This is a genomic window from Duncaniella muricolitica, assembly GCF_910574735.1.
Classification (GTDB): Bacteria; Bacteroidota; Bacteroidia; order Bacteroidales; family Muribaculaceae; genus Duncaniella; species Duncaniella muricolitica.
Map to the genome: position 1 here is coordinate 1 of NZ_CAJTCF010000060.1, position 26,279 is coordinate 26,279.

The 26,279-nt window shown below is 55.3% G+C and carries 25 protein-coding genes and 2 tRNA genes; 16 read left to right on the forward strand and 11 right to left on the reverse strand.

Going from position 1 to position 26,279, the window contains the following annotated elements; genetic code table 11:
- Nucleotides 1-312: 312 nt before the first annotated feature.
- Nucleotides 313-2,526, reverse strand: coding sequence for a DNA primase (dnaG, locus tag QGT73_RS12535; protein WP_280122609.1), 2,214 nt, complete (start codon nt 2,524-2,526; stop codon nt 313-315).
- Nucleotides 2,527-2,643: 117 nt separating this feature from the next.
- Between dnaG and thrS the strand changes: the two genes are divergently transcribed.
- The 7 genes from thrS to QGT73_RS12570 all read left to right on the forward strand — a co-directional run bounded on the left by thrS (nt 2,644) and on the right by QGT73_RS12570 (nt 9,005).
- Nucleotides 2,644-4,587, forward strand: coding sequence for a threonine--tRNA ligase (gene thrS / locus QGT73_RS12540; RefSeq protein WP_280122610.1), 1,944 nt, complete (start codon nt 2,644-2,646; stop codon nt 4,585-4,587).
- Nucleotides 4,588-4,618: 31 nt separating this feature from the next.
- Nucleotides 4,619-5,203 carry a translation initiation factor IF-3 gene (gene infC, locus QGT73_RS12545; RefSeq protein WP_123616998.1) on the forward strand — a complete coding sequence of 195 codons (585 nt, stop codon included), beginning with the start codon at nt 4,619-4,621 and terminating at the stop codon, nt 5,201-5,203.
- A 111-nt stretch (nt 5,204-5,314) separates the two neighbouring features.
- Nucleotides 5,315-5,512 (forward strand): 50S ribosomal protein L35, encoded by a 198-nt coding sequence (gene rpmI / locus QGT73_RS12550; protein ID WP_280122611.1) that lies wholly within the window; start codon nt 5,315-5,317, stop codon nt 5,510-5,512.
- 170 nt (nt 5,513-5,682) lie between these two features.
- On the forward strand, nt 5,683-6,033 hold the full coding sequence (rplT, locus tag QGT73_RS12555) for a 50S ribosomal protein L20 (protein ID WP_123616996.1): 351 nt from the start codon (nt 5,683-5,685) through the stop codon (nt 6,031-6,033).
- A gap of 112 nt (nt 6,034-6,145) precedes the next feature.
- On the forward strand, nt 6,146-7,429 hold the full coding sequence (locus QGT73_RS12560) for an O-acetylhomoserine aminocarboxypropyltransferase/cysteine synthase family protein (protein ID WP_280122612.1): 1,284 nt from the start codon (nt 6,146-6,148) through the stop codon (nt 7,427-7,429).
- A 133-nt stretch (nt 7,430-7,562) separates the two neighbouring features.
- Nucleotides 7,563-8,573: a carboxylesterase family protein gene (locus QGT73_RS12565; RefSeq protein ID WP_280122613.1), complete on the forward strand. Its 1,011-nt coding sequence runs from the start codon at nt 7,563-7,565 to the stop codon at nt 8,571-8,573.
- A gap of 120 nt (nt 8,574-8,693) precedes the next feature.
- Entirely contained in the window at nt 8,694-9,005 is a 312-nt protein-coding gene (locus QGT73_RS12570; RefSeq protein WP_123616993.1) for a nucleotidyltransferase family protein, read from the forward strand.
- 171 nt (nt 9,006-9,176) lie between these two features.
- On the opposite strand, the gene QGT73_RS12575 is transcribed toward QGT73_RS12570, so the two are convergent.
- The 5 genes from QGT73_RS12575 to QGT73_RS12595 form a co-directional block, all read right to left on the reverse strand.
- Nucleotides 9,177-10,247: an LptF/LptG family permease gene (locus QGT73_RS12575; protein ID WP_123616992.1), complete on the reverse strand. Its 1,071-nt coding sequence runs from the start codon at nt 10,245-10,247 to the stop codon at nt 9,177-9,179.
- Nucleotides 10,244-11,374 (reverse strand): tRNA guanosine(34) transglycosylase Tgt, encoded by a 1,131-nt coding sequence (tgt, locus tag QGT73_RS12580; RefSeq protein ID WP_280122614.1) that lies wholly within the window; start codon nt 11,372-11,374, stop codon nt 10,244-10,246. Before tgt ends, QGT73_RS12575 begins: the two co-directional genes overlap by 4 nt.
- 11 nt (nt 11,375-11,385) lie before the next feature.
- Entirely contained in the window at nt 11,386-11,952 is a 567-nt protein-coding gene (gene bamJ, locus QGT73_RS12585) for a BamJ family beta-barrel-assembly machinery protein (RefSeq protein ID WP_280122615.1), read from the reverse strand.
- 8 nt (nt 11,953-11,960) lie between these two features.
- Complete coding sequence (locus QGT73_RS12590) at nt 11,961-12,539, reverse strand: LemA family protein (RefSeq protein WP_280122616.1); 579 nt, start codon at nt 12,537-12,539, stop codon at nt 11,961-11,963.
- Between the two features lie 120 nt (nt 12,540-12,659).
- Nucleotides 12,660-14,204 (reverse strand): glycine--tRNA ligase, encoded by a 1,545-nt coding sequence (locus QGT73_RS12595; protein WP_280122617.1) that lies wholly within the window; start codon nt 14,202-14,204, stop codon nt 12,660-12,662.
- Between the two features lie 235 nt (nt 14,205-14,439).
- Here QGT73_RS12595 and bamJ (QGT73_RS12600) point away from each other — a divergent pair, with 235 nt between their 5' ends.
- Nucleotides 14,440-14,838, forward strand: a complete 399-nt coding sequence (gene bamJ / locus QGT73_RS12600) for a BamJ family beta-barrel-assembly machinery protein (RefSeq protein ID WP_280122618.1) — start codon at nt 14,440-14,442, stop codon at nt 14,836-14,838.
- 13 nt (nt 14,839-14,851) lie between these two features.
- Entirely contained in the window at nt 14,852-15,598 is a 747-nt protein-coding gene (locus QGT73_RS12605; protein WP_280122629.1) for a DUF5131 family protein, read from the forward strand.
- Nucleotides 15,599-15,733: 135 nt separating this feature from the next.
- Here the strand turns inward: QGT73_RS12605 and QGT73_RS12610 are convergent.
- Nucleotides 15,734-15,805: transfer RNA gene (locus tag QGT73_RS12610), tRNA-Arg, on the reverse strand.
- A gap of 94 nt (nt 15,806-15,899) precedes the next feature.
- Between QGT73_RS12610 and ung the strand changes: the two genes are divergently transcribed.
- From ung to QGT73_RS12630, 4 genes are all read left to right on the forward strand, one after another.
- Complete coding sequence (gene ung, locus QGT73_RS12615) at nt 15,900-16,562, forward strand: uracil-DNA glycosylase (RefSeq protein WP_280122619.1); 663 nt, start codon at nt 15,900-15,902, stop codon at nt 16,560-16,562.
- Between the two features lie 11 nt (nt 16,563-16,573).
- Nucleotides 16,574-16,981, forward strand: coding sequence for a C-GCAxxG-C-C family protein (locus tag QGT73_RS12620; protein ID WP_280122620.1), 408 nt, complete (start codon nt 16,574-16,576; stop codon nt 16,979-16,981).
- Nucleotides 16,974-18,248 carry a type IX secretion system plug protein gene (locus QGT73_RS12625; RefSeq protein WP_280122621.1) on the forward strand — a complete coding sequence of 425 codons (1,275 nt, stop codon included), beginning with the start codon at nt 16,974-16,976 and terminating at the stop codon, nt 18,246-18,248. The genes QGT73_RS12620 and QGT73_RS12625 overlap by 8 nt, the downstream gene beginning before the upstream one ends.
- 87 nt (nt 18,249-18,335) lie before the next feature.
- The gene (locus QGT73_RS12630; protein ID WP_280122622.1) at nt 18,336-18,920 is read left to right on the forward strand and encodes a DUF3109 family protein; all 585 of its coding nucleotides are present in this window, start codon (nt 18,336-18,338) and stop codon (nt 18,918-18,920) included.
- Between the two features lie 141 nt (nt 18,921-19,061).
- Here QGT73_RS12630 and QGT73_RS12635 read toward each other — a convergent pair whose 3' ends face one another.
- From QGT73_RS12635 to QGT73_RS12645, 3 genes are all read right to left on the reverse strand, one after another.
- Nucleotides 19,062-21,431: a glycoside hydrolase family 95 protein gene (locus tag QGT73_RS12635; protein WP_280122623.1), complete on the reverse strand. Its 2,370-nt coding sequence runs from the start codon at nt 21,429-21,431 to the stop codon at nt 19,062-19,064.
- A 107-nt stretch (nt 21,432-21,538) separates the two neighbouring features.
- A complete protein-coding gene (gene ychF, locus QGT73_RS12640) occupies nt 21,539-22,642 on the reverse strand; it encodes a redox-regulated ATPase YchF (RefSeq protein WP_280122624.1) in 1,104 nt (367 codons plus the stop codon).
- Nucleotides 22,643-22,741: 99 nt separating this feature from the next.
- Nucleotides 22,742-23,242, reverse strand: a complete 501-nt coding sequence (locus QGT73_RS12645; protein WP_280122625.1) for a hypothetical protein — start codon at nt 23,240-23,242, stop codon at nt 22,742-22,744.
- Between the two features lie 83 nt (nt 23,243-23,325).
- On the opposite strand from QGT73_RS12645, the gene QGT73_RS12650 reads away from it, so the two are divergent.
- Complete coding sequence (locus QGT73_RS12650) at nt 23,326-24,246, forward strand: bile acid:sodium symporter family protein (RefSeq protein ID WP_280122626.1); 921 nt, start codon at nt 23,326-23,328, stop codon at nt 24,244-24,246.
- 73 nt (nt 24,247-24,319) lie between these two features.
- Nucleotides 24,320-25,012 (forward strand): Crp/Fnr family transcriptional regulator, encoded by a 693-nt coding sequence (locus QGT73_RS12655; protein ID WP_280122627.1) that lies wholly within the window; start codon nt 24,320-24,322, stop codon nt 25,010-25,012.
- Here the strand turns inward: QGT73_RS12655 and QGT73_RS12660 are convergent.
- On the reverse strand, nt 24,940-25,443 hold the full coding sequence (locus QGT73_RS12660) for a hypothetical protein (RefSeq protein WP_280122628.1): 504 nt from the start codon (nt 25,441-25,443) through the stop codon (nt 24,940-24,942). The two genes, QGT73_RS12655 and QGT73_RS12660, sit on opposite strands and share 73 nt — an antisense overlap.
- A 196-nt stretch (nt 25,444-25,639) precedes the next feature.
- Here QGT73_RS12660 and QGT73_RS12665 point away from each other — a divergent pair.
- Nucleotides 25,640-25,721, forward strand: a tRNA-Leu gene (locus QGT73_RS12665).
- Nucleotides 25,722-26,279 lie beyond the last annotated feature (558 nt).

Sequence of the window (26,279 nt, forward strand, 5' to 3'; positions counted from 1 at the left end):
CTTATACATTAACTTTGTATTCAATAGTTTTGAATACCATAAAGTTACAAAACTTTATGGACATAAAAAAGCCTCAGCTTGTGAAAGTTGAGGCTTTTGCTATTTTTTTTGAGAAATAGTTCTGCAACAACCTCCGGAAATTGATAGCCGTATGCATCCGAGCCTGAAAGGCTCAGGATGCATACGGAAAAAATACGCCACAAAAAAAGATGTCTGAAAGACATCTCGTAACCTACCGAAGCCAATATAACACGACTCCCTCCAAAAAAACTATCCCTCAAAAGCAGTCGATCATGGTCACGGCCACGGCATCTACTTTATCGGAGCGATCACACGGTCACCGATAAGTTTAGCCAGCGACGAACGCATAGCCTCAAGCTCCTGCAGTTCACGCATCACCGCAAAAATAGCCTCGATATCATTCTTATCACACCCCGCCAGACGCGAACGCGCATCCTTGATACGCGTAGCGATTATAGCATCCTTCAGCTCATGAAGAGCACGGGGCACAAGATCACCCAACTGCTCACGCTCAGTCTGCACATGAGCATACTTCGTATGCACCTTGCTCAGAGTATGACGCTCGATCACCATCTCCGTAGCCAGATTACGCACCACATCATCAGGCGACGAACACAACTGGCGCGACAGATAACCCACACAATAATCCTCGAGCGAAGCCGCATAGCGCGCATCGACCGTCTCGGTAAGCGTACGCTCCATAGCCGTAATACTACCCACATCCGTAGCCTTGGCACGTATCTCCTCCACACCCGCCGCAAACGCCTCAGCCCTCTCGGCCATCAGACGCTCCTGCTCGCGGGCATAACTCTCCTCCCACCCCTCATGGCTCAGACGGCGCGCAGCCATCAGGAAATGGCGCAAGTCAGGATTGACCAGCTCAATACCATCCGCCTGCAAATCCGACTCGATATAGCCCAGCACCGTCATAGGCACCATCTCGTCATTATCACCCACCACCTCGGCAAAAGCATAATTGCCATAGCGGGCCACAAGCTGCATAAGAGCCATCTCATAGCGGCGCAGATAAGGAGCATGCTGATTGACCGCCGGAGCCTGACCACCCGCAGCCTCCTGTGCCGCCTCAGCCTCAGCATCCGCACGAGCCGCATCAGCATCCGCAGCACCATCGTCGACATCCTGAGGCATAGTGAGCGAAGCCTCGCGCAGCTTATCCTCACGCGACTTGAGAGCATACTCATTATAATATATACCCACCTGACGCTGCAACACCTCCTCCGAGATAAAAAGTATGCGCGAACACTCCTGCACATACACACTGCGGGTGATTTCGTTAGGTATCAGAGCGATAGTCTTGACAATACGGGTGATGACATTAGCGCGGGCCGTAGGGTCGTCCTCCACATCCTTGAGCAGAATACGCGCCATGAAAGTGATAAAATCAGTCTCATTGGCCCGTATATACTCCTCCACCTCAGTCGAACTGTGGCTCTGGGCAAACGAGTCAGGGTCCTCGCCCTGCGGCAGCAGCAACACCTTGATATCCATGCCGTCCTGAAGCAACAGCTCGATACCCCTCAGCGAAGCCTTGATGCCCGCGGCGTCAGCGTCATAGATAAGCGTGACATTGCTCGTGAAACGCTTGATAAGCCTCACCTGCTCAACCGTCAGAGCCGTGCCCGACGAAGCCACCACATTGCATATGCCCGCCTGGTGCATCGATATGACATCCATGTAACCCTCCACGATGATACACTTCCCGGCCTTGGCGATAGCCTGCTTGGCCTGAAACATACCGTAGAGCTCGCGACGCTTCGAATAGATATCGCTCTCGGGCGAGTTGACATACTTGGCCATCGACTTGTCCGAGCGCAGAGTGCGGCCTCCAAAAGCCACCACCTTGCCCGAAAGCGAATGCACTGGATAAATCACACGTCCGCGGAAACGGTCATAGATGCGCCCGTCATCGGTGCGGGTGCTCAGACCGGTAGCCAGGATATACTCCTCGCTGTAACCGCGCTCTATGGCCGACTTATAGAGCCTGTCGCGACCCTCGAGCGCGTAGCCCAGATGGAAACGCTCTATCATCTGGTCACTGATGCCGCGGTGGCGGAAGTAGCTCAGACCCACATCGCGCCCCTCGTCGGTATCGGTGAGATTGGACTCGAAATGGCGCAGCGCAAACTCGTTGACCGCAAGCATATTGTCGCGGGCAGTCTCTCTGCGCTCCTCCTCGGGCGTCATCTCGCGCTCCTCGATTTCGATATTATACTTGCGCGCCAGATAACGCAACGCCTCCGTATAGCTCAGGTGCTCGAGCTTCATGAGAAAATTGACCGCACTGCCACCCTCTCCGCAACTGAAACACTTGCAGAGACCGCGTGACTTCGACACCGAAAACGACGGCGAACGGTCGTTGTGAAACGGGCAGAGACCCCAGTAATTGGCACCCTTGCGCTTGAGCGACACAAAATCGCTCACCACCTCCACGATATCGGCGGCGTCAAGGATACGCTGGACTGTAGCACTGTTGATTTTCTTCATATTATCGGCACTCTTTTCGAGCTAAATTAGCACAAAGTTAGCGAAAATTTCATACCTTTGCAAACTGAATAAACAGCGGGGAGTCGTCCGTATGTCTCCCCCACATATATAATATTAATGGCATCAATCAACATTACCTTTCCCGACGGCAGCGTAAAGCAGTATGAGAGCGGCATCACTCCACTGCAGATAGCCGAAAGCCTGTCGTCTCAGTTGGCCCGCGACGTGCTCGCCGCCACAGTAAATGACAAGGAGTGGGATCTCGCCCGCCCCATCGACCAGGACGCTACCCTCCGTCTCCACAAATGGGAAGACCCCGAAGGCAAGCACGCATTCTGGCACTCGTCGGCCCACCTTCTCGCCGAAGCTCTCCAGGAGCTATATCCCGGCGTGAAATTCGGCATCGGTCCCGCCATCGAAAACGGTTTCTACTACGACATCGACCCGGGCGACAACCAGCTCACATCGGCCGACTTTGCAAAAATCGAGAAAAAAATGCTCGAACTCGCCCGCGAGAAGCAGCCAATCGTACGCGCTGACATCTCCAAAGCCGACGCCCTCAAGCTCTTCGGCGACCGTGGCGAGGAATACAAGTGCGAGCTCATCTCCGAGCTCGAGGACGGCAACATCACCACCTACACCCAAGGCTCATTCACCGACCTCTGCCGCGGACCCCACATCCCCAACACCTCACCCATCAAGGCCGTCAAGGTGACCTCGCTCGCCGGTGCCTTCTGGCGCGGCGACGAAAAGCGCAAGCAGCTCGTGCGCGTCTACGGCATCACATTCCCCAAGCAGAAGATGCTCGACGAGTATCTGACCCTGCTCGAAGAGGCCAAGAAACGCGACCACCGCAAGCTCGGCAAAGAAATGGAGCTCTTCGCCTTCTCTCAGAACGTAGGCGCAGGCCTGCCCCTCTGGCTCCCCAAAGGCACAGCACTCCGCGACCGCCTCGAGCAGTTCCTCCGCAAGATTCAGAAGCAATACGGCTACCAGCAGGTAATCACACCCCACATCGGCAATAAAAACCTCTACGTGACCTCGGGCCACTATGCAAAATACGGCAAGGACTCCTTCCAGCCCATCCACACACCCGAGGAGGGCGAGGAATACCTGCTCAAACCCATGAACTGCCCCCACCACTGCGAGATATTCCGCGCGCTGCCCCGCAGCTACCGCGACCTGCCCCTGCGACTGGCCGAGTTCGGCACCGTCTACCGCTACGAGCAGAGCGGCGAGCTCCACGGACTCACCCGCGTGCGCGGCTTCACGCAGGACGACGCCCACATCTACTGCGCCCCCGAGCAGATCAAAGGCGAGTTCCTCAAGGTGATGGACATCATATTCTACATCTTCAAGGCACTCAAATTTGAAAACTTCGAGGCTCAGATTTCGCTCCGCGACCCCGAGCACAAGGAAAAATACATCGGCACCGACGAAAACTGGCACCTTGCCGAGCAGGCCATCATCGACGCATGCGCCGAGAAGGGTCTAAAAGCACGCACCGAGCTGGGCGAAGCAGCTTTCTACGGCCCCAAACTCGACTTCATGGTCAAGGACGCACTCGGACGCCGCTGGCAGCTCGGAACAATACAGGTCGACTACAACCTCCCCGAACGATTCCAGCTCGAATACACCGGCAGCGACAACCAGAAACACCGTCCCGTAATGATCCACCGCGCCCCCTTCGGCTCGATGGAACGATTCGTAGCCGTGCTCCTCGAGCACACCGCCGGACGATTCCCCCTCTGGCTCGCCCCCGAGCAGGCTGTCGTACTCCCCATCTCGGAGAAATTCAACGACTACGCCTACGAAGTCGCCCGACAGCTCAACGCTCAGGACATCCGCACCCAAGTCGACGACCGAAACGAGAAAATCGGCAAGAAAATACGCGATAACGAACTCAAACGTATCCCCTATATGCTCATTGTTGGCGAAAAAGAAGCCGAAAATGGTGAAATTTCCGTAAGAAAACAGGGCGAAGGTGATAAAGGTTCGATGAAAATTGCTAACTTTGCAGCCGAATTGACTCGCGAAGTCAATGAGATGATTAATCAATAACCCCAAAACAACGACATTTTACAACCTCTGAATGGAGAAAAAACCTTTCACCCCTCGTCCTCCCCGTCCCAACAACGGACCACGCCGCCCCTTTGTGCCTAACAAAGAGAAAGACCCCTACGCTACCAACGAGCGCATCCGCGCCCGTGAAGTCCGCCTTGTAGGTGACAACGTTGAGACAGGCGTATACTCCATACAGGAGGCCCTGAAAATGGCTGAAGAGCAGGAGCTCGACCTCGTGGAAATCTCCCCCACCGCACAGCCCCCGGTATGCAAGATTCTTGACTATCAGAAATTCCTCTACCAGCAGAAAAAGCGGCAGAAAGAACAGAAAGCCAAGGCTACCAAGGTAGTGGTCAAAGAGATTCGCTTCGGACCTCAGACCGACGACCACGACTACAACTTCAAGCTCAAGCACGCCATCGGATTCCTCCAGGAAGGTGCCAAGGTCAAAGCCTACGTCTTCTTCAAAGGACGCTCCATCCTCTTCAAAGAGCAGGGCGAAGTATTGCTGCTCCGCTTTGCCAACGACCTCGAAGAGTATGGCAAGGTCGACCAGATGCCGTTGCTCGAAGGCAAACGCATGATTATCATGCTCAGCCCCAAGAAAAAATAATCGGTCACGGACTCAAGCCCGTAATCATTAATCAGCAACACAACAGACGCGTCGGTCCGAATTGATCACCGGCCGTCACGAATCAAATCATATTTTTTAACAACATTCACAATGCCAAAGATTAAGACTAATTCCGGTGCCAAAAAGAGGTTCGCCCTTACCGGATCAGGAAAGATCAAGAGAAAACACGCCTTCAAGAGCCACATCCTCACCAAGAAGACCAAGAAGCAGAAGCGCAACCTCACTCACTTCTCGCTGGTGTCTCACGCCGACTCTTCCAACGTTAAGGAGCTCCTCGCCCTTAAGTAATCCGCTTATAGCGAAAGCCACAACGGCTCACTCACAAAAGTGACACACTTCTCTCTTGATTGAGAAAAAAACGTGATTTAATTCTAATTCCGTTAACCGAATGTTCAGCCACCCCATAATTTAAACAAGAGCATACCGCGTGCCGCTGACATTCACAAAACAATTACAAAATGCCAAGATCAGTCAATCATGTAGCCTCAAGAGCTCGCCGCAAGAAAATCCTCAAACTCACCCGTGGTTACTTCGGATGCCGTCGCAACGTTTGGACCGTAGCCAAGAACACCTGGGAGAAGGGTCTCACCTACGCCTACCGCGACCGCAAGGACAAGAAGCGTAACTTCCGCGCCCTCTGGATCCAGCGTATCAACGCTGCTGCCCGTCTCGAGGATCTTTCCTACTCCAAGCTCATGGGCCTCATCCACAAGGCCGGCATCGAGATCAACCGCAAGGTGCTCGCTGACCTCGCCCTCAACAACCCCGCCGCCTTCAAGGCCGTTGTTGACAAGGTGAAGAACGCCTAATCCACTTTTAAGCCAACACAGCTAAAAGATATTCAAGGACTCTGCCCCCTGACTTGTCCGGGACAGAGTCCTTGATGGTTATATACACACCCCCCGACACAACCCACACCCCATGGATTCAGACAAAAAATACAGCCCCGCCACACTATGCGTACAGGCCGGATGGACACCCGGCAAAGGCGAACCAAGAGTGCTCCCCGTCTACCAGAGCACCACATTCAAGTACGACACCAGCGAGCAGATGGCACGCCTCTTTGACCTCGAGGACACAGGCTACTTCTACACCCGCCTCCAAAACCCCACCAACGACGCCGTCGCAGCCAAGATAGCAGCACTCGAAGGAGGAGTCGCAGCCATGCTCACCTCATCCGGACAAGCAGCCAACTTCTACGCCGTGTTCAACATCTGCCAGGCCGGCGACCACATCGTAGCACAGGCCAACATATACGGCGGCACATTCAACCTCTTTGGCGTAACACTCAAAAAACTCGGCATCGACTGCACCTTCGTCGACCCCAACGCCTCCGAAGAAGAAATAGCCAAAGCCTTCCGCCCCAACACCAAAGCCCTCTTCGGCGAGACCATATCCAACCCCGGATGCGAAGTCCTCGACATCGAGAAATTCGCACGCATAGCCCACAGCCACGGAGTACCCCTCATCGTCGACAACACCTTCCCCACACCCATCAACTGCCGCCCCTTCGAGTGGGGAGCCGACATAGTGACACACTCCACGACCAAATACATGGACGGACACGCCGTGAGCGTAGGCGGAGCCATCGTCGACAGCGGCAACTTCCCCTGGGACAAATATGCCGACAAATTTCCCGGCCTCACCACCCCCGACGAATCCTACCACGGACTCACATACACCAAAGCCTTCGGACGCAACGCCTACATCACCAAAGCCACCGCACAGCTCATGCGCGACCTCGGCTCAGCCCAGTCGCCCCAGAACGCATTCCTCCTCAACCTCGGACTCGAGACACTCCACCTGCGTGTGCCGCGCCACTGCGCCAACGCCCTCGCCGTAGCCAAATGGCTCGAAGCCAACCCCAAAGTCAAATGGGTCAACTACAGCGGACTCCCCTCCGACCGATACCACACCCTCGCGCAGAAATATCTGCCCGACGGCTCATGCGGCGTCATAGCATTCGGCCTCGAAGGCACACGTGAAGACGCCATACGCTTCATGGACCGTCTCAGATTCATCGCCATAGTCACCCATGTGGCCGACGCCCGCACATGCGTCCTCCACCCCGCCAGCCACACCCACCGTCAGCTCTCCGACGAGCAGTTGCGCGAAGCCGGCGTAGCCCCCGACCTCATCCGCCTCTCGGTAGGCATCGAGGACGTCGCCGACATCATCGCCGACATCGACCAGGCCCTCGCCTGATGACCACCGCCCCCTGCACAGACGTGACATCGCACACACCCCGTCGTTTACCCACATTTAAGTGTCATTCACACCCTCGCCTAAACCTTTGGCCACTTCAAAGTCTTAATATTATAATAGATTCTATAATATTATGAATATCAAACGACTTTCCATCACATCCCTGATGTCACTGACACTGCTCTGCACCGCCCCCGTATTTGCCTCATGCACAGGCAACACCTCCAATCCCACAACCCGACAGGACTCCGAAAAACCTCAACGCAAAAGCGGCAAGCCGGGAGGGCCGCAGCTCGGCACTCCCGGCGGAGGCCCTGTCATCGACAAGTCGGCCGACTCCACCCTTCAGGCCATGATCAAAGCCGAAGTCCCCGAGTTTCGCCAGCTTGAATACACCGACGTCGCCACAGGCAAGACCATGATGTACAACCTCTTCACACCCAAAGACATGGAAGAGGGCAAGACCTATCCGCTGATACTCTTCATGGCCGATGCCAGCACCCCCGGCACCGACGTGACACGCCCCCTCACACAAGGTTACGGCGCACTCGTATGGGCTACAGATGAATGGCAGAGTGCGCATCCGTGCTACGTACTCGTGCCCCAATACTCAGGCGTAGCCGTCAACGACGCCTACGAGCACACCGACGAAGTCGACATGGTAGCCCGCCTCGTCCGGCAGGTAGCCGCCTCCAATCAGGTCGACACCAACCGCCTCTACACCACAGGCCAGTCGATGGGCGGCATGATATCGATGTACTACAACTCAGCCTACCCCGACCTCTTCGCAGCATCCATATTTGTCGACTGTCACTGGGACAGCGCGACATTCCCCCAACTCGTCAAACATAAATTTGTCTTCATCACAGCAGGCAAAGCCGGCACCTTCGGCGCGCTCGAAGCCGCAGCCGACAATGCAGGAGTGAAATATGAATACACCGAGTGGAGTGCCCGACTCCCGCAGGCCGAGCAGGACGCACTCGCCAGAGCCATTCTTGCCAAAGGCGCACCGATAACCATCATCAACTTCGAGTCTAAGACCGTACTCCCCGCCGACGGCAAAGGCAGCGAACACATGTACTCCTTCGACTACGCCTACCGCCTCACCCCCGTAAGAGAATGGCTCTTCAAGCAATCCAAATAATACATCCGTCGACATGAAAGGAACAGGAATATTACCATCTCTGGTCCAATATATTATGATAAGCACCCAAAAACAGGATTAATACTTTGTTTTTTTAGTACTTATTATTATTTTTGCGCTATGAAGCTGATTGAGATGAATATGGATAAAATCATTACTCTATGCCGAAAGTATAGAGTTGCCCAATTATGGGTATTCGGTTCCATCCTCACCCCAAGATTCAATGCCGACAGCGATGTTGACTTTTCAGTCAATTTTGATGATGAAAGCATCCGCCGTGACGGGCTTGACTGGGCCGACATTTTCTTTGACTTTATCCACGAACTCGAAAGCCTGTTGGGACGCAAAATAGACATGGTATGTGACGATTCAGTATCCAACAAATATTTTCGGAAGGAGCTTGATGCAACCAAACAACTTATATACGGATAGCCAGCCCACCATGAGAGCATAATTTCCGACGCATAAGAAAGATACAAAAGGACAAAAGTTTCAAAAGCAACAAAAGTTTTTTCAATATCTGTATTCAGCAATTGACATACAGACAATTAAAAAACTTTTGTTGCTTTTGAAACTTTTGTCCTTTTGTATCTACTTTTTCTATTACCCGTGCGAAGCGCGATAATAGAGATAGATAGCGATAAACGTATAGAGGATATTGGGTATCCACATCGCGATCATGGGCGAAGTATAGCCCGAAACCGCAAACGTTGACGTCACCGTCATAAACAGGATATAACTGAAACTCAACACCAGTCCGATGCCGATATTCACACCCATACCCCCCTTGACCTTGCGCGACGACAGCGACATACCTATCACCGTGAGGATAAACGCCGCCGCAGTCATAGCGTAACGCTTGTGTTTCTCGATCTCAAACGACTTGATATTTGCCACACCGCGCTCCTTCTGACGGTCGATATACTCGCTGAGAGCCGGCGACGTTAGCATCTCCTGGTCATTTTTGGATATAAGAAAATCGCGTGGCTCGATAGGGATTATCGTATCCAGACGCGCACCGCGGCGTATACGCTCACGCTGGCCGTCAAAATCGCGTATCATATAATCGCGCACAGTCCAGTGATGGAGAGTATCCCAGCGGATAGTCTGGGCCGTCAGACGCGACACAAGCGTCTTGCCGTCAAACGACTCCAGCGAAAACTTATAGCCCGTCTTCTGCAGGTTGTCATAACGCGACATATAAGCTATCTCCCCCTTGGCCACCTGGAGCTGGATATTCGTGCCATAGTCCACACGCTTGTTTTTGACATACTCGTTGGTATAATCTATGCGCTTGACATTGGCCGGAGGGATTATATACGCGCTCAGCACAAACGTGATGGCCGCGATGACCGTCGCACTTATCAGATAAGGCCGCAGCAGACGCCGATAGCTCATGCCCGTCGAAAGCATGGCTATGATCTCACTGTTGTCGGCCAGCTTGGAGGTGAAAAATATCACCGCGATAAACGTGAACAGAGGGCTGAACTGATTGGCAAAATAAGGCAGGAAGTTAAGGAAATAATCAAAGATTGTGGCCTTGAGCGGTGCCTTGAGAAACGCATCGAGCTTCTCGTTGATGTCAAACATCACCGTAATCGACAATATCAGAAATATAGCGAATACGTATGTGCCGAGAAACTTGCGTATTATGTACCAATCGAGTATTTTCATAACCGGCGAGTCACGTTTTCTATCATCTGAGTCTTCCAGGGCTTGAAGTCACCCGCGATAATATGCTTGCGGGCCTCACCTGCGAGCCACAGGTAGAAAGCAAGATTATGTATCGAAGCTATCTGCATGGCCAGTATCTCGTCGGCTATGAAGAGGTGGCGCAGATAGGCGCGAGAATACACGCGGTCAACATACGACGGACCATCCTCCTGCAGTGGCGAGAAATCGTCGGCCCACTTCTTGTTTCGCATGTTCATGACGCCATGGGCCGTGAAGAGCATGCCGTTGCGGCCGTTGCGCGTAGGCATCACACAGTCCATCATGTCGACACCGCGGTCGATAGCCTCGAGGATATTGGCCGGAGTCCCGACACCCATGAGATAGCGGGGCTTGTCGGCGGGCAGCTCCTCGTTGACCACCTCGATCATCTCATACATCTTTTCGGCCGGCTCGCCCACCGCAAGACCGCCGATAGCATTGCCGTCGGCTCCGAGGTCGGCCACATGCCTGGCCGCATCGCGGCGCAGGTCGGGATACACCACCCCCTGCACTATCGGGAAATATGCCTGCGAATAGCCATACTTGCCCTCCGTCTCCTTGTAACGTTTCCATCCTCTCTCGAGCCAACGCTGAGTGAGACGAAGCGACTTGCGCGCATACTCATAGTCGGCTGTGCCCGGCGGACACTCGTCGAGAGCCATCATGATGTCGGCTCCGATGCTGCGCTCTATGTCTACGACGCTCTCCGGTGTAAAGAGATGCTTCGACCCGTCGATGTGCGAGCGAAACCACGCGCCCTCCTCGGTGAGCTTACGGTTGGCCGACAGCGAAAACACCTGAAAGCCGCCGCTGTCAGTAAGTATGGGTCGCTCCCATCCGTTAAACTTGTGGAGTCCGCCGGCCTTCTCGAGTATATCTATGCCCGGACGCAGATACAGGTGATACGTATTGCCGAGTATTATCTGGGCCTTCACATCGTCGCGCAGCTCATGCTGATGCACGGCCTTGACACTCCCGAGCGTTCCCACAGGCATAAATATGGGTGTCTCGATAGTGCCATGGTCGGTAGTGATGAGCCCGGCACGGGCATTAGTGCCGGGGGCTGTTGCCTGAAGCTGAAAATCCATATTTTATTCGGTCAGTGTTTCTCCTCGTAGTCCACTATGTCCTTGAGCTTGATGTCAAACACGAGCGTGGAGTAGGGATAGATGCTGCCGCTGCCCGACGACCCGTAACCCATGCCGTAAGGGATGACCACGCGCGCGCTGTCGCCGACTCTCATATACTGGAGTGCCAGAGTCCAGCCGGCTATCACATCGCTGACTCCGGTGGTAAACACCGAGTCGGGCTGCACGCTGTATGACGAGTCGAAAGCCACGCCGTTATAGAACCGGCCTATATACTTCACGTCAACTGTCGACGTCAGCATCGGCGAGAGATTGCCCTCGGTCTTGGAGCGGTCATTGAGATACCTGATGAGTATCTCTGCCCCGGAGTTCCAGGGTGCGACCTGCGTCTGGTAATACATCCCGTCGCCGTCGGGGTCCATGAGAAACTTCTGCTCCTCGTAAAAGTCGAGATTGGTCTGACGCCATTCCTTATACTGCTCCCAGGTGGTGGTGCCGTCATCGTTACACGACGATGACACTGCCCCGGCCATAGCCGCGAGCGCGAAAGGTAGGAGGCGGAGTGTGATATGTTTCATTCTTATGTTTAGAATTTTACCTCCGGTGCGCGCTGGGCGGCATCGTCGGCCTTAAACTGAGGTTGGGGCGTGAAGCCAAACCATCCGGCATAGATGACGGTGGGAAACTTCTTGATAGCTGTGTTATAGCCGGCCACTGCCTCGGTGTAACGTCCGCGGGCCGTAGCTATACGGTTTTCTGTACCCTCGAGCTGCACCTGCAGGTCGCGGAAATTCTCATTGGCCTTCAGGTCGGGATAAGCCTCCGACACTGCCAGGAGCGACTTGAGCGCGCCGGTCAGTTGATTCTGCGCAGCCTGAAATTTTGCCAGAGTCTCCTCGTTGAGCTCCTCGGCATTGATGTTTACCGACGTGGCGGCCGCACGTGCCTCCGTGACCTTCTCGAGCGTCGAGCTCTCATGGGTGGCATAACCCTTCACAGTGTTCACCAGATTGGGTATCAGGTCGGCTCGACGCTGATACTGGTTCTGCACCTCGGCCCACTGCTGCTCTACGCCCTGCTTCTGCTCCACAAGCGAGTTGTAGTTACATGAGCTCAGAGCGGGCAGCAGTGCCAGCATCAGAAGAAATAATTTGAAATAACGCATTGTCTGTTAATATTATTGGTTAAGGAGCGCAAGGAGTTAAAAAAAGCCATGCAACCTTCTTCAACTCCCTTGCCTTTAACTCTCTAAACTGTTGTTAACTCTCTCTAAACCATAGCGTAATCACCCCAGCTTGCGCAGGAGGGTGTTGATCGACACGCTGTCGTGGATAATCTTGTGAAGATCCTCCACCTTCACGCGGGTCTGCTCCATCGAGTCACGCTCGCGCAGAGTCACGGTGTTGTCCTCCAGTGTCTGATGGTCTACGGTGATACAGTAAGGTGTGCCTATGGCATCCTGGCGGCGGTAACGCTTGCCGATCGAATCCTTCTCCTCATAGTGGGTCGCAAAGTCAAACTTAAGCTCGTTGACTATCTCGCGAGCCTTGTCGGGCAGACCGTCCTTGCGCACAAGCGGCATGACGGCACACTTGACAGGAGCCAGCGGTGCCGGCAGGTGAAGCACCACGCGGGTGTCGCCTCCCTCGAGTGCCTGCTCCTCATAGCTCGAGCAGAGCACGCTCAGGAACATACGGTCAACTCCGATCGATGTCTCGATGACATACGGGGTGTAGCTCTCATTGAGCTCGGGGTCGAAATACTGTATCTTCTTGCCCGAGAACTTCTCGTGCTGCGAAAGGTCAAAATTGGTGCGGGAATGTATACCCTCGACCTCCTTGAAGCCAAAAGGCATCTGAAACTCGATGTCGGTCGCGGCGTTGGCATAGTGGGCCAGCTTCTCATGGTCATGATAGCGATACTTCTCGTCGCCAAGACCGAGAGCCTTGTGCCAGCGCAGACGGAACTGCTTCCAGTTGTTGAACCACTCCATCTCCGAGCCGGGACGCACGAAGAACTGCATCTCCATCTGCTCAAACTCCCTCATGCGGAAGATAAACTGACGGGCCACAATCTCGTTACGGAAAGCCTTGCCTATCTGTGCTATACCGAAGGGGATGCGCATACGGCCGGTCTTCTGCACATTGAGATAGTTGACAAAGATACCCTGCGCTGTCTCGGGACGCAGATACACAGCCATCGCGCCGTCGGCCGTCGAGCCCATCTCGGTCTTGAACATGAGGTTAAACTGACGCACCTCGGTCCAGTTCTTGGTGCCCGAGATAGGACATACGATTTCCTCGTCGATGATTATCTGGCGCAGCTCGTTGAGATCGCCGTCATTCATAGCCTGCGCGAAACGCTCATGCAGAGCATCACGCTTGGCGGCATGCTCAAGCACACGAGGATTGGTCTGGCGGAACATTGCCTCGTCAAACGACTCGCCGAAACGCTTGGCGGCCTTGGCCACCTCCTTGTTGATTTTATCCTCAATCTTGGCTATCTGCTCCTCGATGAGCACATCGGCGCGATAACGCTTCTTCGAGTCCTTGTTGTCAATCAGAGGGTCGTTAAACGCGTCCACGTGGCCCGAAGCCTTCCAGATGGTAGGGTGCATGAATATGGCCGAGTCGATGCCTACGATATTCTCGTGAAGCAGGGTCATGGAGTCCCACCAGTAACGCTTGATATTGTTCTTGAGCTCTACGCCGTTCTGACCGTAGTCATACACGGCCGAGAGTCCGTCATAAATCTCGCTGGAGGGAAACACAAAGCCATACTCCTTGGCGTGGCTCACAATTTTCTTGAATACATCTTCCTGGGTAGCCATTTTTGATCGTAACTGTATTTATCTGTCTTGTTAAAATTCTTGGTAAAAGAACACTCTCTGTCAAAGAATGCTCTCAGACACATCTTAAAGTATCCGAAGTCGCAAAGTTACGAAAAAATTCCCACCCCCGAGCCATCAATGGATTAAAAAAGCAAAAATCCGTCGACAAACACTCGACAGACACTCCACTTCTTTAACTTTTTCAATACCTTTGCATTTCCAATATTCAATATTTATGGCAAAGCAGGATTATATAATCAAAAATCGCGAATGGCTCGCCGCCAAATCACGTGAAGCAGGCGTGATGCCCCTCGACAAAGGCATATATTACCGACCCGTCAAGCGCGGCAAGCCCGACGGAGCGTCGCCCAACCGCTCGAGCGTGGTCACAGTCCACTACACCGGCAAGACAATCAACGGCAAGACCTTCGACAGCAGCCGTGGAGGTGTCGCACCGGCCTTCCGTCTGCGCGAACTCATCCCCGGATGGATCATCGCCCTGCAACAGATGCACGTAGGCGACAAATGGGAAGTATACATACCCGCCGAACAGGCCTACGGCAAATCCAACCAGCCCGGCATACCCGGAGGCTCGACACTCATTTTTGAAATCGAGCTCATCGGCATAGCCTGACGCGACAATGCCAATGCCCCCGATGTGGAACCCGTGGCACGGCTGCCACAAGATAAGTGCCGGATGCCGACACTGCTATGTCTATCGCGAGGACGCCGCCTTCGGCACCACGACAGCCACAAGCCAAGTGCGACGCACCCGCTCGTTCCACATGCCCCTGCAGCTCAACCGACGCAAAGACTGGAAATATCCGCCCGGCTCGGAGTTTGCCCTGTGTTTCACCTCCGACTTTCTCATAGAAGAGGCCGACCCATGGCGCAGCGAGATATGGGACATCATACGTCTGCGCAGCGACTGCCGGTTCTTCTTCTTCACCAAACGCATCGACCGCCTCGCCCGATGCCTACCACCCGACTGGGGCGACGGATACGACCACATAGGCATAGGATGCTCCGTCGAAAATCAAGCCATGGCCGACTACCGTCTGCCCATATTCCTTGACCTCCCCATAAAGCACCGCACCATAGTGGCCGCCCCCCTGCTCGGCCCCATCGACCTGCGTCCCTATCTCGACCCCGCAAAAATACGCGACGTATCCGTCGGAGGCGAATCAGGCAAATACGCCCGCCCGCTCGACTACGAATGGGTGCTCGACATCCGCCGCCAGTGTGAGGCCACCGGCATCCCCTTCACATTCCACCAGACAGGCACCTACCTGCTCAAAGACAGCCGCCTCTACCGCATCCCCCGCGAGCACCAGCACACCCAAGCCAAAAAAGCCGGCCTCAACCTCCCCCCGACCATAATATCGGAAGCATGAGCGCGCAAAGCCCGGCCCATCCACATTGGCCCATTAGCCCCATTAGCCCCATTTGGCCCATTAGCCCCATCCCCCCAACACCAAAAAGCGGACAAAGGTCTCAACATAAAGACCTTTGTCCGCTTTTGGCATTAGTATTCCCGTAGGGAGTCGAACCCTAATCGTCGGAACCGGAATCCGATATTCTATCCATTGAACTACGGGAACATATCATCCCAATATGCCATATTGGAGCCTTATAAAGTGCAAAGTTAAGATATATTTTGTATTTTTGCAAGAAAAAAAGAAACCAATACCAATCATGAACGTGAGGATAGAGCCATCGTGGCATCACGCACTTGCCGCCGAATGGGACAAAGAATATTTCGCACGGCTCACCGACTTCGTGCGCGGAGAGTATGCATCAGCAGTCATCTACCCGCCAGCAGGCAGGATATTTGCAGCCTTCGATGCATGCCCCTTTGACAAAGTAAAAGTCGTGATACTCGGACAAGACCCCTACCACGGCTACGGACAAGCCAACGGACTCAGCTTCTCGGTCAATCCGGGCATAGAGATACCACGCTCGCTCCAGAACATCTATAAGGAAATCCAATCCGACCTCGGAGTGACACCACCTCCCTCGGGCGACCTCAGCCGATGGGCCACACAAGGCGTATTGCTCCTCAACGCCACCCTCACCGTACGAGCAGGAAGCGCAGGCTCACACCAGGGCCGCGGCTGGGAAGAATTTACCGACGCCGCCGTGCGTCGTCTCGCCCAGGAGCGCGAAGGGCTCGTCTTTATCCTCTGGGGAGCCTACGCACAGCGCAAAGGAGCATTTATCGACCGCACGCGCCACTGCGTCATCGAGTCGCCCCACCCCTCCCCGCTCAGCGCGTCGCGCGGATTTTTCGGCAGCCGCCCATTTTCCCGCGCCAACGACTATCTCGTCTCGCGGGGCCTGACACCCATCAACTGGTAATTACACACTGTATGGAAAATATGAAATACACTCTCGACCAGCGCGTCGAGCGGGCCCGCCAGCTCCGCGCCCAAGGCTACAACTGCGCCCAGTGTCTGCTCCTCTCGTTTGACGACATCATCGAAGGCGACAGCCGTCTGCTGGCCGACGTATCCCACGGATTTGGCTCCGGCCTGGGAGCCAGCGGCGAAATCTGCGGAGCCGTCACAGGCTCAGCCATGGTGCTCGGTCTCGTACACAAAGACCTACCCCGCCCCGAACTCTACCGCCACGTCAGAGAGGCCGTGACAGCTTTCGACAACCTCGAAGGCTACACCGACTGTCGCGACCTCAAGAAAGAAGGAGGCAAACCGTGCATCGACCTCATCACCGACGCCGTGGCCCTCCTTCACAACCGTCTTTCAGCCCAAGATGCATAGACCGCTCAAGACCCTGCTGTCACTGCTCCTGCTGCTCCCCTTCGCCACACACGGCGAAGAGCCGGCCGACACGCGCCAGGGCGTCATGCACACAACCTTCAAAACCCTCGGCGTCACCCTCGGCGGCGACCTCTTCGCCCTGCCCGTCATCAACCTCGCCGACCCGTCCGACAGGATAATAATCTCGTTTGACGAACTTGCCGACGAACACCGTTACCTGCGCTACTCACTCACCCACTGCGACGCCTCATGGCGGCCCGAAGGGCTGGTCGACTCAGAGTTTCTCGACAGCTTCAACGAAGGCACCGTCGACGACTACCGCTACTCCCAAGCCACCGTGGTCCACTACGTCCACTACACCATCACACTGCCCAACGAACAGGTACGCATCACTCAGTCCGGCAACTATCTGGTCAGAGTCTATGACGAGCGCGACCCCGACGACACACTCCTGCAGGCACGTTTCGCCGTATGCGACTTCACCGCCCCCATAGGCGTCACCGTAAGCTCGCGCACCGACATCGACTCCAACGACAGCCACCAGCAGCTTGGCATCACAGTCGACACACGCAATCTCAGCCTCGACGACCCCTTCAACGACCTGCGCATAGTCGTCACCCAGAACGGACGCCCCGACAACGAGGTCATACTCACCACCCCCCAGCGCGTCAACGGACAGAGAGTGATATACGAACACCTGCGTCCGCTCATCTTCGACGCAGGCAACGAATATCGCCGCTTCGACACCTCATCGGTCAACTATCCCGGACTCGGCATAGAGCGCGTGACCCACGACACCCCCGTCTACAACGCCCTGCTCTACACCGACACCCCCCGCGCCACGCAGAGCTACCTCTACGACAGCACCCAGCAGGGCCGCTACCTGGTCAGGAGCACCGACACCTCCGACAGCGACACCGAAGCCGACTACGTGCTCACTCACTTCACCCTACAGATGCCGCCGCTTGCCGGAGCCGACATATTTATCGGAGGCGACCTCACCGACAGGCGGTTTGACCCCGTGTCACACATGGTCTACAACCACGCCACAGGCTGTTACGAACAATCCCTGCTGCTCAAACAGGGAGCCTACAACTACCAATACCTCACCGTGCCCAACGGCACCGACGGCCGCGGGCTCACCGCCCCCGTCGAAGGCGACAAATACCAGACCGTCAACCAATACACCGTCAAAGTCTACCACCGTCCGCGCGGCACACGCTTTGACCGACTCGTAGGCATCACCACCATCACCTCAGGCACCTGACCCGCCAATAACCTTATAACCTCATAACCTCATAACCTTATAACCTCATAACCTTTGCTCGAAGAGCAAGTTAACATGGAAGAAATAATGTTACAGATACAGGACACACTTGTTTCGCTTGACCTTGCGGAACAATTTTTCTGCTGCGACATCGACGCATGTCTCGGCGAATGTTGCATCGAAGGCGACGCAGGCGCACCGCTCACCCAAGCCGAGCGCGACGAGATAGACAAGCTCCTGCCCGCCTTTGAAGACAAGCTCCTCCCCTCCGCCCGCGAGCGCATCGCCGAAGCCGGCACCAGCTACCTCGACCCCGACGGCGACCTCGTCACACAGATAGTCGAAGGGCGCAACTGCATCTACACCTGCTACGCACCCGGCGGAGTGTGTCAGTGTGCCATCGAATGCGCCTACAACGAAGGCAAGACAGGCACCTTCCGCAAACCATCGTCATGCGCCCTCTATCCCGTAAGGCTCACTGAATATCCCACCTTCACAGCCGTCAACTACCACCGCTGGAAGATATGCAGTGCCGCCGAAAAGAAAGGACGTCAGCTCGGCATACGCCTTTACCAGTTTCTCAAAGGCCCACTCACCGAACGATTCGGCAAAGAATGGTATGACGAACTGTGCATGGCATGCGAAGCCTACCTCGAAGAATACGGAAGATAAGTTTATAAAGTTAAAGGAGTTTATAGAGTTTATAGAGTTAAAAGTTTAAAGGAGAGCTACATCGTCTTGTAGCCCTCCTTAACTCTTTTAACTCCTTTAAACTTTTAACTCTATAAACTCTATAAACTCTATAAACAAACTCTATAAACTTTCTAAACTATAAGGCTTCCCGGTCAGGGAGGTGATCTTATAGTCCGTCACCTTGCCGTCGCGCCACACCATGTCGATGATAAAACCGCCGCGGGCACGCAGCCCCTTCACCTCACCGTCGCGCCATTGCGAAGGGAGAGCCGGCAACAGAGTTATAGACTCGGGCGTCGACTGCACAAGCATCTCGGCCACACCGGCCGTACCGCCGAAATTACCGTCTATCTGAAACGGCGCGTGAGCGTCAAGCAGATTGGGATACGTACCGCCGCCGCTGCGCTTGTCGGGACCCTGATAATTGTCGGGCGACACATAGCGCAACAGACGCCTGTACATGGCATAAGCCTTCTCCCCGTCGCGCAGACGGCTGAGCAGATTCACACGCCATCCGGTGCTCCATCCCGTAGTGTTGTCACCCTTGATTTCGAGCGTGCGCGCCGCCGCGCGGGCCAGGTCGGGAGTAGAGTCCACCGATATGTGGCGACCCGGATAGAGACCGTAGAGATGCGACTGATGACGGTGGGTCGGATCCTCGTCCTCCCAGTCGTGATACCACTCCTGAAGATTGCCCTTGCGGCCTATCTTATAGGGACGCAGACGCGTCAGAGTCGAGTCGATACGCTCACACAGCTCCTCGTCAACACCGAGCGTGCGCGCCGCCTCGCGGGTGTCAGCCATGCACTGACGCGCCATGGCCAGGTCGGACGTCGCGCCGTAGAGCGTAGCCCCGTGATAACCCTTGTCGGTCACATACTTGTTTTCGGGCGACGTGGAGGGCGACGTTATCAGCTCGCCATCCTTCTCGATGAGCGACAGGAGGCAAAACCACGCCGCGCCGCGAAGCACCGGGTAATACTCCTTCAGAAACTCGCGGTCCTGCGTGAAGAGATAATGCTCCCATATATGCGAAGCCAGCCACGCGCTGCCCATGCCCCAGTTGGCCCACACGGGGTCGCCCGAGTTGAGTCCCACGGGATTGGTCATGGCCCAGATGTCGGAATTATGCCCGAGGGCCCAGCCCCGGCCAACGCCATAATAATGAGCGGCCGTCTCATGTCCCCCCTTGGACAGATTGGCTATCCAGGGCATCAACGCCTTGGCGTGAAGCTCGCCCAGACCGGTCACCTCGGCCGGCCAGTAATTCTCCTCCACATTGATATTTGTGGTGTAGTTGCTGCTCCACGGCGGCAGAAGATACTCGTTCCACAGGCCCTGCAGATTGGCCGGCACCCCTTCGGTGCGCGAGCACGAGATGAGCAGATAGCGTCCATAGTTGAAATACAGTTCCTCGAGGTCGGGATTGGTCTCGCCGAGGTCGGTATAGCGCATCAGTTGCACGTCGGTCGGGAGCGAGGCTATGGAGTCGGGCGTGGTGCCAAGGTCGAGAGTCACACGGTCAAACAGGGCTGTATAGTCGGCAAGCTGGTCACGGCGCACGGCCTCCGCGCCCTTGGCCGACGCATTGCGTATGCGGGCCTCGGCCAACTGTCGGTAAGGCTTGCCCTCCTTGGCCGGGTCCTTGTCAAAACCGTTGAAACTCGTGGCATTGGTCACATAGAGATTCAGCCCCGTACATCCGCTCACGTCGAGACTGCCGTCGGGCAGAGCCTTGACCTCACCGTCGCCGATGGGCTCGGCTTTGACTATGGTGCAGAATCGGGTGCCCCGCTCCGGGTCATAACGCAGCTTTTCCTCAAACGAGGTGTAGCCCGGCAGAGACTGATAGGCCGCATAGCCGGTCGAAGTGATGGCGTCGCCCGAGGCCACGGCTGTGTGAGGCAACTGCGAGTCGAGTGCGATGACCGCACTGAACGGCCGTCCCGACAGCACCTGTATCAACATCACTGAGTCGGGAGCCGAAGCGTAATATGTGGTGAGACGGCGGTCGTCATCCGAACGACCGAACCCGGCAAACGTAAACGCCGTGGCCGAGTGCAGGTCAAGTCCGCGCTTGTATTCGGCCGGCTTGCCTTCCGGAGTGTCCCTGTAAGTTATGGTCAGAGTGCCGAGCGGCTGGTAATTCTCGCTGTAATGGCCCTGCACCTTGAGCTGGAGCGAGTCGGCCGCGCGATAATCCTCGCGGTCGAGAGCCGCGCGTATGTCGGCCAGAGCCTCGTAGGCGTCGGGAGTGGTCACCCCCTTCTCGGGCTCGCCGGTCCAGAGAGTGATGTCGTTGAGCGAGATGCGGTCCTTGGCCGTGCCGCCATACACGATGGCTCCTATCGTGCCGTTGCCGATCACCATGGCCTCCTCAAAATACTCGGCCGGCTTGTCATAACGCATCAGATAACTGCTCTGAGGGCCCTGAGCCAAGGCCCCGGGCAGACCGGCGGCAAGTGTAAGCGATAATAATAAGTTTCGCATGTCAGGTCGTCAAAATATTTAGGTGATATAAGATTTATGATTCAGATAACTAAGTATATAATAAGGACAAAAGTCTCCAAAAAGACTTTTGTCCTTATGTATCTTATTTACACATTGAAGAGGAAGTGCATTATGTCGCCGTCCTGGGCCACATAATTCTTGCCCTCGATGGCCATCTTGCCGGCTTCGCGCACAGCGGCCTCCGACCCGAGGGTCACATAGTCGTCATACTTGATGACCTCGGCGCGGATAAAGCCCTTCTCAAAGTCGGTGTGGATGATGCCGGCACACTGCGGAGCCTTGCTGCCGCGCATGAATGTCCAGGCACGCACCTCGTCCGAACCGGCCGTGAAGAACGTCTGAAGATTGAGCAGAGCATAGGCGGCACGTATCAGACGGGCCACACCCGACTCCTGCAGTCCTATCTCGGCGAGAAACTCCTGACGCTCCTCATAGGTGTCAAGCTCGGCTATCTCGCTCTCGGTCTGCGCAGCCACGACGAGCAACTGGGCATTCTCCTCCTTGATGGCCTCGCGCACTGCCTCGACATACTTGTTGCCATCGGCCGCCGAAGCGTCGTCGACATTACAAACATACATCACAGGCTTGGACGTGAGCAGAAACAGCTCGCGGGCAAAACGCTGTTCGTCGGGAGTCTCGAGCGTCACCGTGCGGGCAGGCTTGCCCTGCTGAAGAGCCTCCTGATACTTCTTAAGCACCTCATACTGCATCTTGGCCACCTTGTCGCCACCGGTCTGAGCCTGCTTCTGAGTCTTGGCGATGCGGCTCTCGACGGTCTCGAGGTCCTTGAGCTGAAGCTCATAGTCGATAATCTCCTTGTCGCGCACGGGGTCGACGGTATTGTGAACATGGGTCACATTGTCATCGTCAAAGCAGCGCAGCACGTGGAGTATGGCGTCAGTCTCGCGGATATTGGCCAGAAACTTGTTGCCCAGGCCCTCGCCCTTGCTCGCGCCCTGCACCAGACCGGCGATGTCGACAATCTCCACCGTAGCGGGAACCACCGAACGGGGATTGCACATCTCCACGAGTTTGTTGAGACGGTCGTCGGGCACCGTGATCACACCCACATTGGGCTCGATGGTGCAGAAAGGAAAGTTGGCCGACTGGGCCTTAGCGTTTGAGAGACAGTTGAAAAGTGTGGACTTGCCCACATTGGGAAGCCCCACAATGCCACATTGTAGTGCCATATGGTGTATCGGTATTTTGTTTTTCGGTTAATATTTCTGCAAAGGTAATGATTTTTTCGCAACCTACCGTCAACAATCCGCCCACGGGACGCGATTAAATCATCCGAGCAGAAACGCATTGTCGGGATGGGCGAGATAGAGTATGTGGCGGGCGAGCACCGAGGGGTCGGGTGAATCGGTGAGCCATCTGTAGGCTTCAATAACCCGTGAGGCGACACCCCGGGGCGATAATGACGGCATGAAAGTGACCGCCACCTCGGGCGGACAGCCCCAATGCGCGGTCATGTCGGCCAGCATACCCTCAAGCCCCAACGCCGCCGGATAATATCGCGCCCCCGTGCGCTGGGCCACGGCATTGCCCTCCCTGACATCCGCGGCCATGAATGCCACACGGCATCCCACAGCCGTGAAAGCCCCTATGGTCTCGGCCACGACAGGGCGCATGACATCAGCGATAACAGCCACCGTCATAGGCTCATAGCGCAACGTCAGGGAGTCGTTGCGACGCGGAGCCCTCATCGACGAAGAAGTGCGGCTGCGCACGGCCAGCCGTCCCGAACGATACTCCTCCATGCGCTTTTCCAGATAATTGTCAGCCATCGGTATTATTAGAGGTAAAAAGTTTATGTGAGGTACAAACTTAGGAATTTTTGCGTAATTTTGTGGCAATTTTTCATAAAAAGATGAATGTAACGACATTTCGACAGCGTCTCAAACCCTGGATGCTGCCTATAGCCATGCTTGGAGGGGTGCTGTTTCATGACGTCATCAACGCCATCGCCTTCCTGGCCCCCTATCTGATATTTGTGATGCTCCTGATCACGTTTTGCCGCGTCAGGCCGAGCGAGTTTCGCATCACACGCCTGTCATGGATGCTCATAGCGGTGCAGACCCTCGGAGCCATCGCGCTCTATCTCGCCCTGCTGCCGGTAAACCGTGAGCTTGCCGAGGGCACATTCATCTGCGTGTTCTGTCCCACGGCCACAGCCGCACCGGTGATTACAGGCATGCTCGGCGGGAGCGTCCCGCGCCTGGCCACATTCTCCATAGTCTCCAACGTCACCGTGGCCATCGCCGCTCCACTGCTCTTCACCATGATGGGCTCGGAGGCTGATATCACCTTTCTTGAGTCGGTCATCCTCATCGCCACACGCGTGGTGCCGCTGATAATACTGCCGCTCTTCACGGCCCTGGCCCTGCGTAAAGTCATGCCACGCGTGCATGCCGGGATAGCCTCCCACCAGTCGCTGTCGTTCTACATATGGGCCGTGTCGCTCTTCATCGTCGTAGGACGCGCCGTCAGCTTCATCATGGCCGAGCCCTCCGAGATGATACCCGAAATGCTGTGGCTCGCCGGACTGTCGCTGGCCGTGTGCTGCGGACAGTTCTACATCGGACGCCGCATCGGAGCTCGCTGCGGCGACAAGATAGCCGGAGCGCAGGGCCTCGGTCAGAAAAACACCGTGCTGGCCATATGGATGGCTCTGACCTATCTCCACCCCATCGCCTCGGTGGCCCCCGCGGCATATGTGGCGTGGCAAAACACCATCAACTCGGCCCAGCTCTATTTTAAGACCCGACGCGACGCCCGCCGTGAGAACTAATCGGCTCCGCGATACGTTTAAGAATATACACTCACGTTTCAACCCTCCAACCACCTCTTAGCCCGCATAAGTCATGACACCTAACAGCATGTATGAAAATCTGATGACACTACCTCTTTTCAAGGGAGTCAGCTACTCGCGTCTGTCGGAGATAGTGGGCAACACCAGGCTTGCGTTCCTCAAATATCTCCCGGGCGAGAATATGTTTGAGGCCGGCCAGCCATGCACACACATCAAGTTTATAATCTCGGGCCATGTACGCATGACCATACGCAACGACAGTGACCGCGTGCGCGTCAGCCAGACCCTCGCGGCCCCGTCCGTCATATCGCCCGACTTCCTGTTCGGGCGCAACACGCAATATCCCGCCTCGGCCACAGCCATCGACACGGTGTCGATAATGCAGATTGACAAGAAAGACCTCATCCCGGTGCTCCAGAGCGACGAAGTGTTTCTTTTCAACTATCTCAACATCCTCTCGACCAACGCCCAGAAGGCCGTCGACGGCATGCTGGCCGTAACCTCCGGCTCGCTCGAGGAACGCATAGCCTTCTGGATAATAGCCCTCACGCAGATGGACGCCACCGACGTCACACTCACCGCCAAGCAGCGCGACCTCTACTCACTGTTTGGAGTGCAGCGCACCTCGTTTATAGCCGCGCTCGACTCGATGCACGCCCAGGGCATACTCGACTACACCCCGACCGAGATACACGTGCGCTCGCGCCGCGCACTCCGCTCCGTGCTCCTCAAAAGCCCCGACTGAGCGTCAGCCCGACAGCCCGACCCGGTGTCGTCCACCGTCGGCCGGCCCTCCGAGTCAGACATCACCGCCCGACTCACGTCGCGTGACTCTGCGCCATTGTCACGAGGCTCGGCGGCGACATCCTCGGCCACCGGCTCAGCGAGAGCCTCCGACTCCGCCTTGCGGCTGCGACGCAGGGCGGCGCGTTCACGAGCCTTGCGCGAACGTTCCATAGCCTTGTCAATCTCCTGACGCAGAAACTCAAACGCCAGCCTGCATGCCGGGTCAAGCCCCCATCTGTAACTGTGGTCACCCTTGAGATAATCATTCAGGGCATGAATCATTGAATCACCCTCAAACGTAGTGCCGAGAATAGCTCTGATACGGCCTACAAAACCATCATATGCTTTACGTGAAATGGGAAGATTGTCGGGATAGTCTGTTTTTTTCATAACTTTACGTGATTGATTTTATACCGCAAAATTACCACACGCATCCCCCGCAAAAGGTGCGATAACGCCGCCCCGTCACACAAAAAATCCCCCTCACGCATAAATTTCAGCCCATTCAGCACAATAATCTGACCGAATACGCGACGATAATTTGCGTGAAAGAAAAAAACTCATTACCTTTGCAACGCAAACCATCGCCCGGATGGCGGAATCGGTAGACGCGACGGTCTCAAACACCGTTGGGGCGACCCATCCCGGTTCGAGCCCGGGTCCGGGTACTGATAACGGCTGACAATCCCATGATTGCCAGCCGTTATTTCTTTCTATAGTGCACTCAAAGGGTACTATCAGCGAAAATCAGACCCAAGCCGAAATCTCGGTGCATCATGTATTAATGCCCCTCTGACCTACGCGTCCGCAGACATCCACCACCTTACAGGCATCCAACGCATGCTGCTCCCCATCCCGCATGAGGGTGTTGCAAAACTCCTGAAATCAGATAATTTGCAGACTGTTGTAGCAAGGAAAGAGGTTGTTGCAGAACTATTTCTCAAAAAAAATAGCAAAAGCCTCAACTTTCACAAGCTGAGGCTTTTTTATGTCCATAAAGTTTTGTAACTTTATGGTATTCAAAACTATTGAATACAAAGTTAATGTATAAGTCTTACATACCCAACGATAATCTGCTCTTTCCGCCCAATTTGGGTGATTTTGGGTCAAGCCGAAATGGCGGTGCATATGTTAAATTTGGCAGTTAGAAGTGTTAAATTTTTAGGCGTAGAGTTTGACCAGTCGGAATATGAAGAAGTCTCGGTCCCGAACCCCGCGCATTTGTG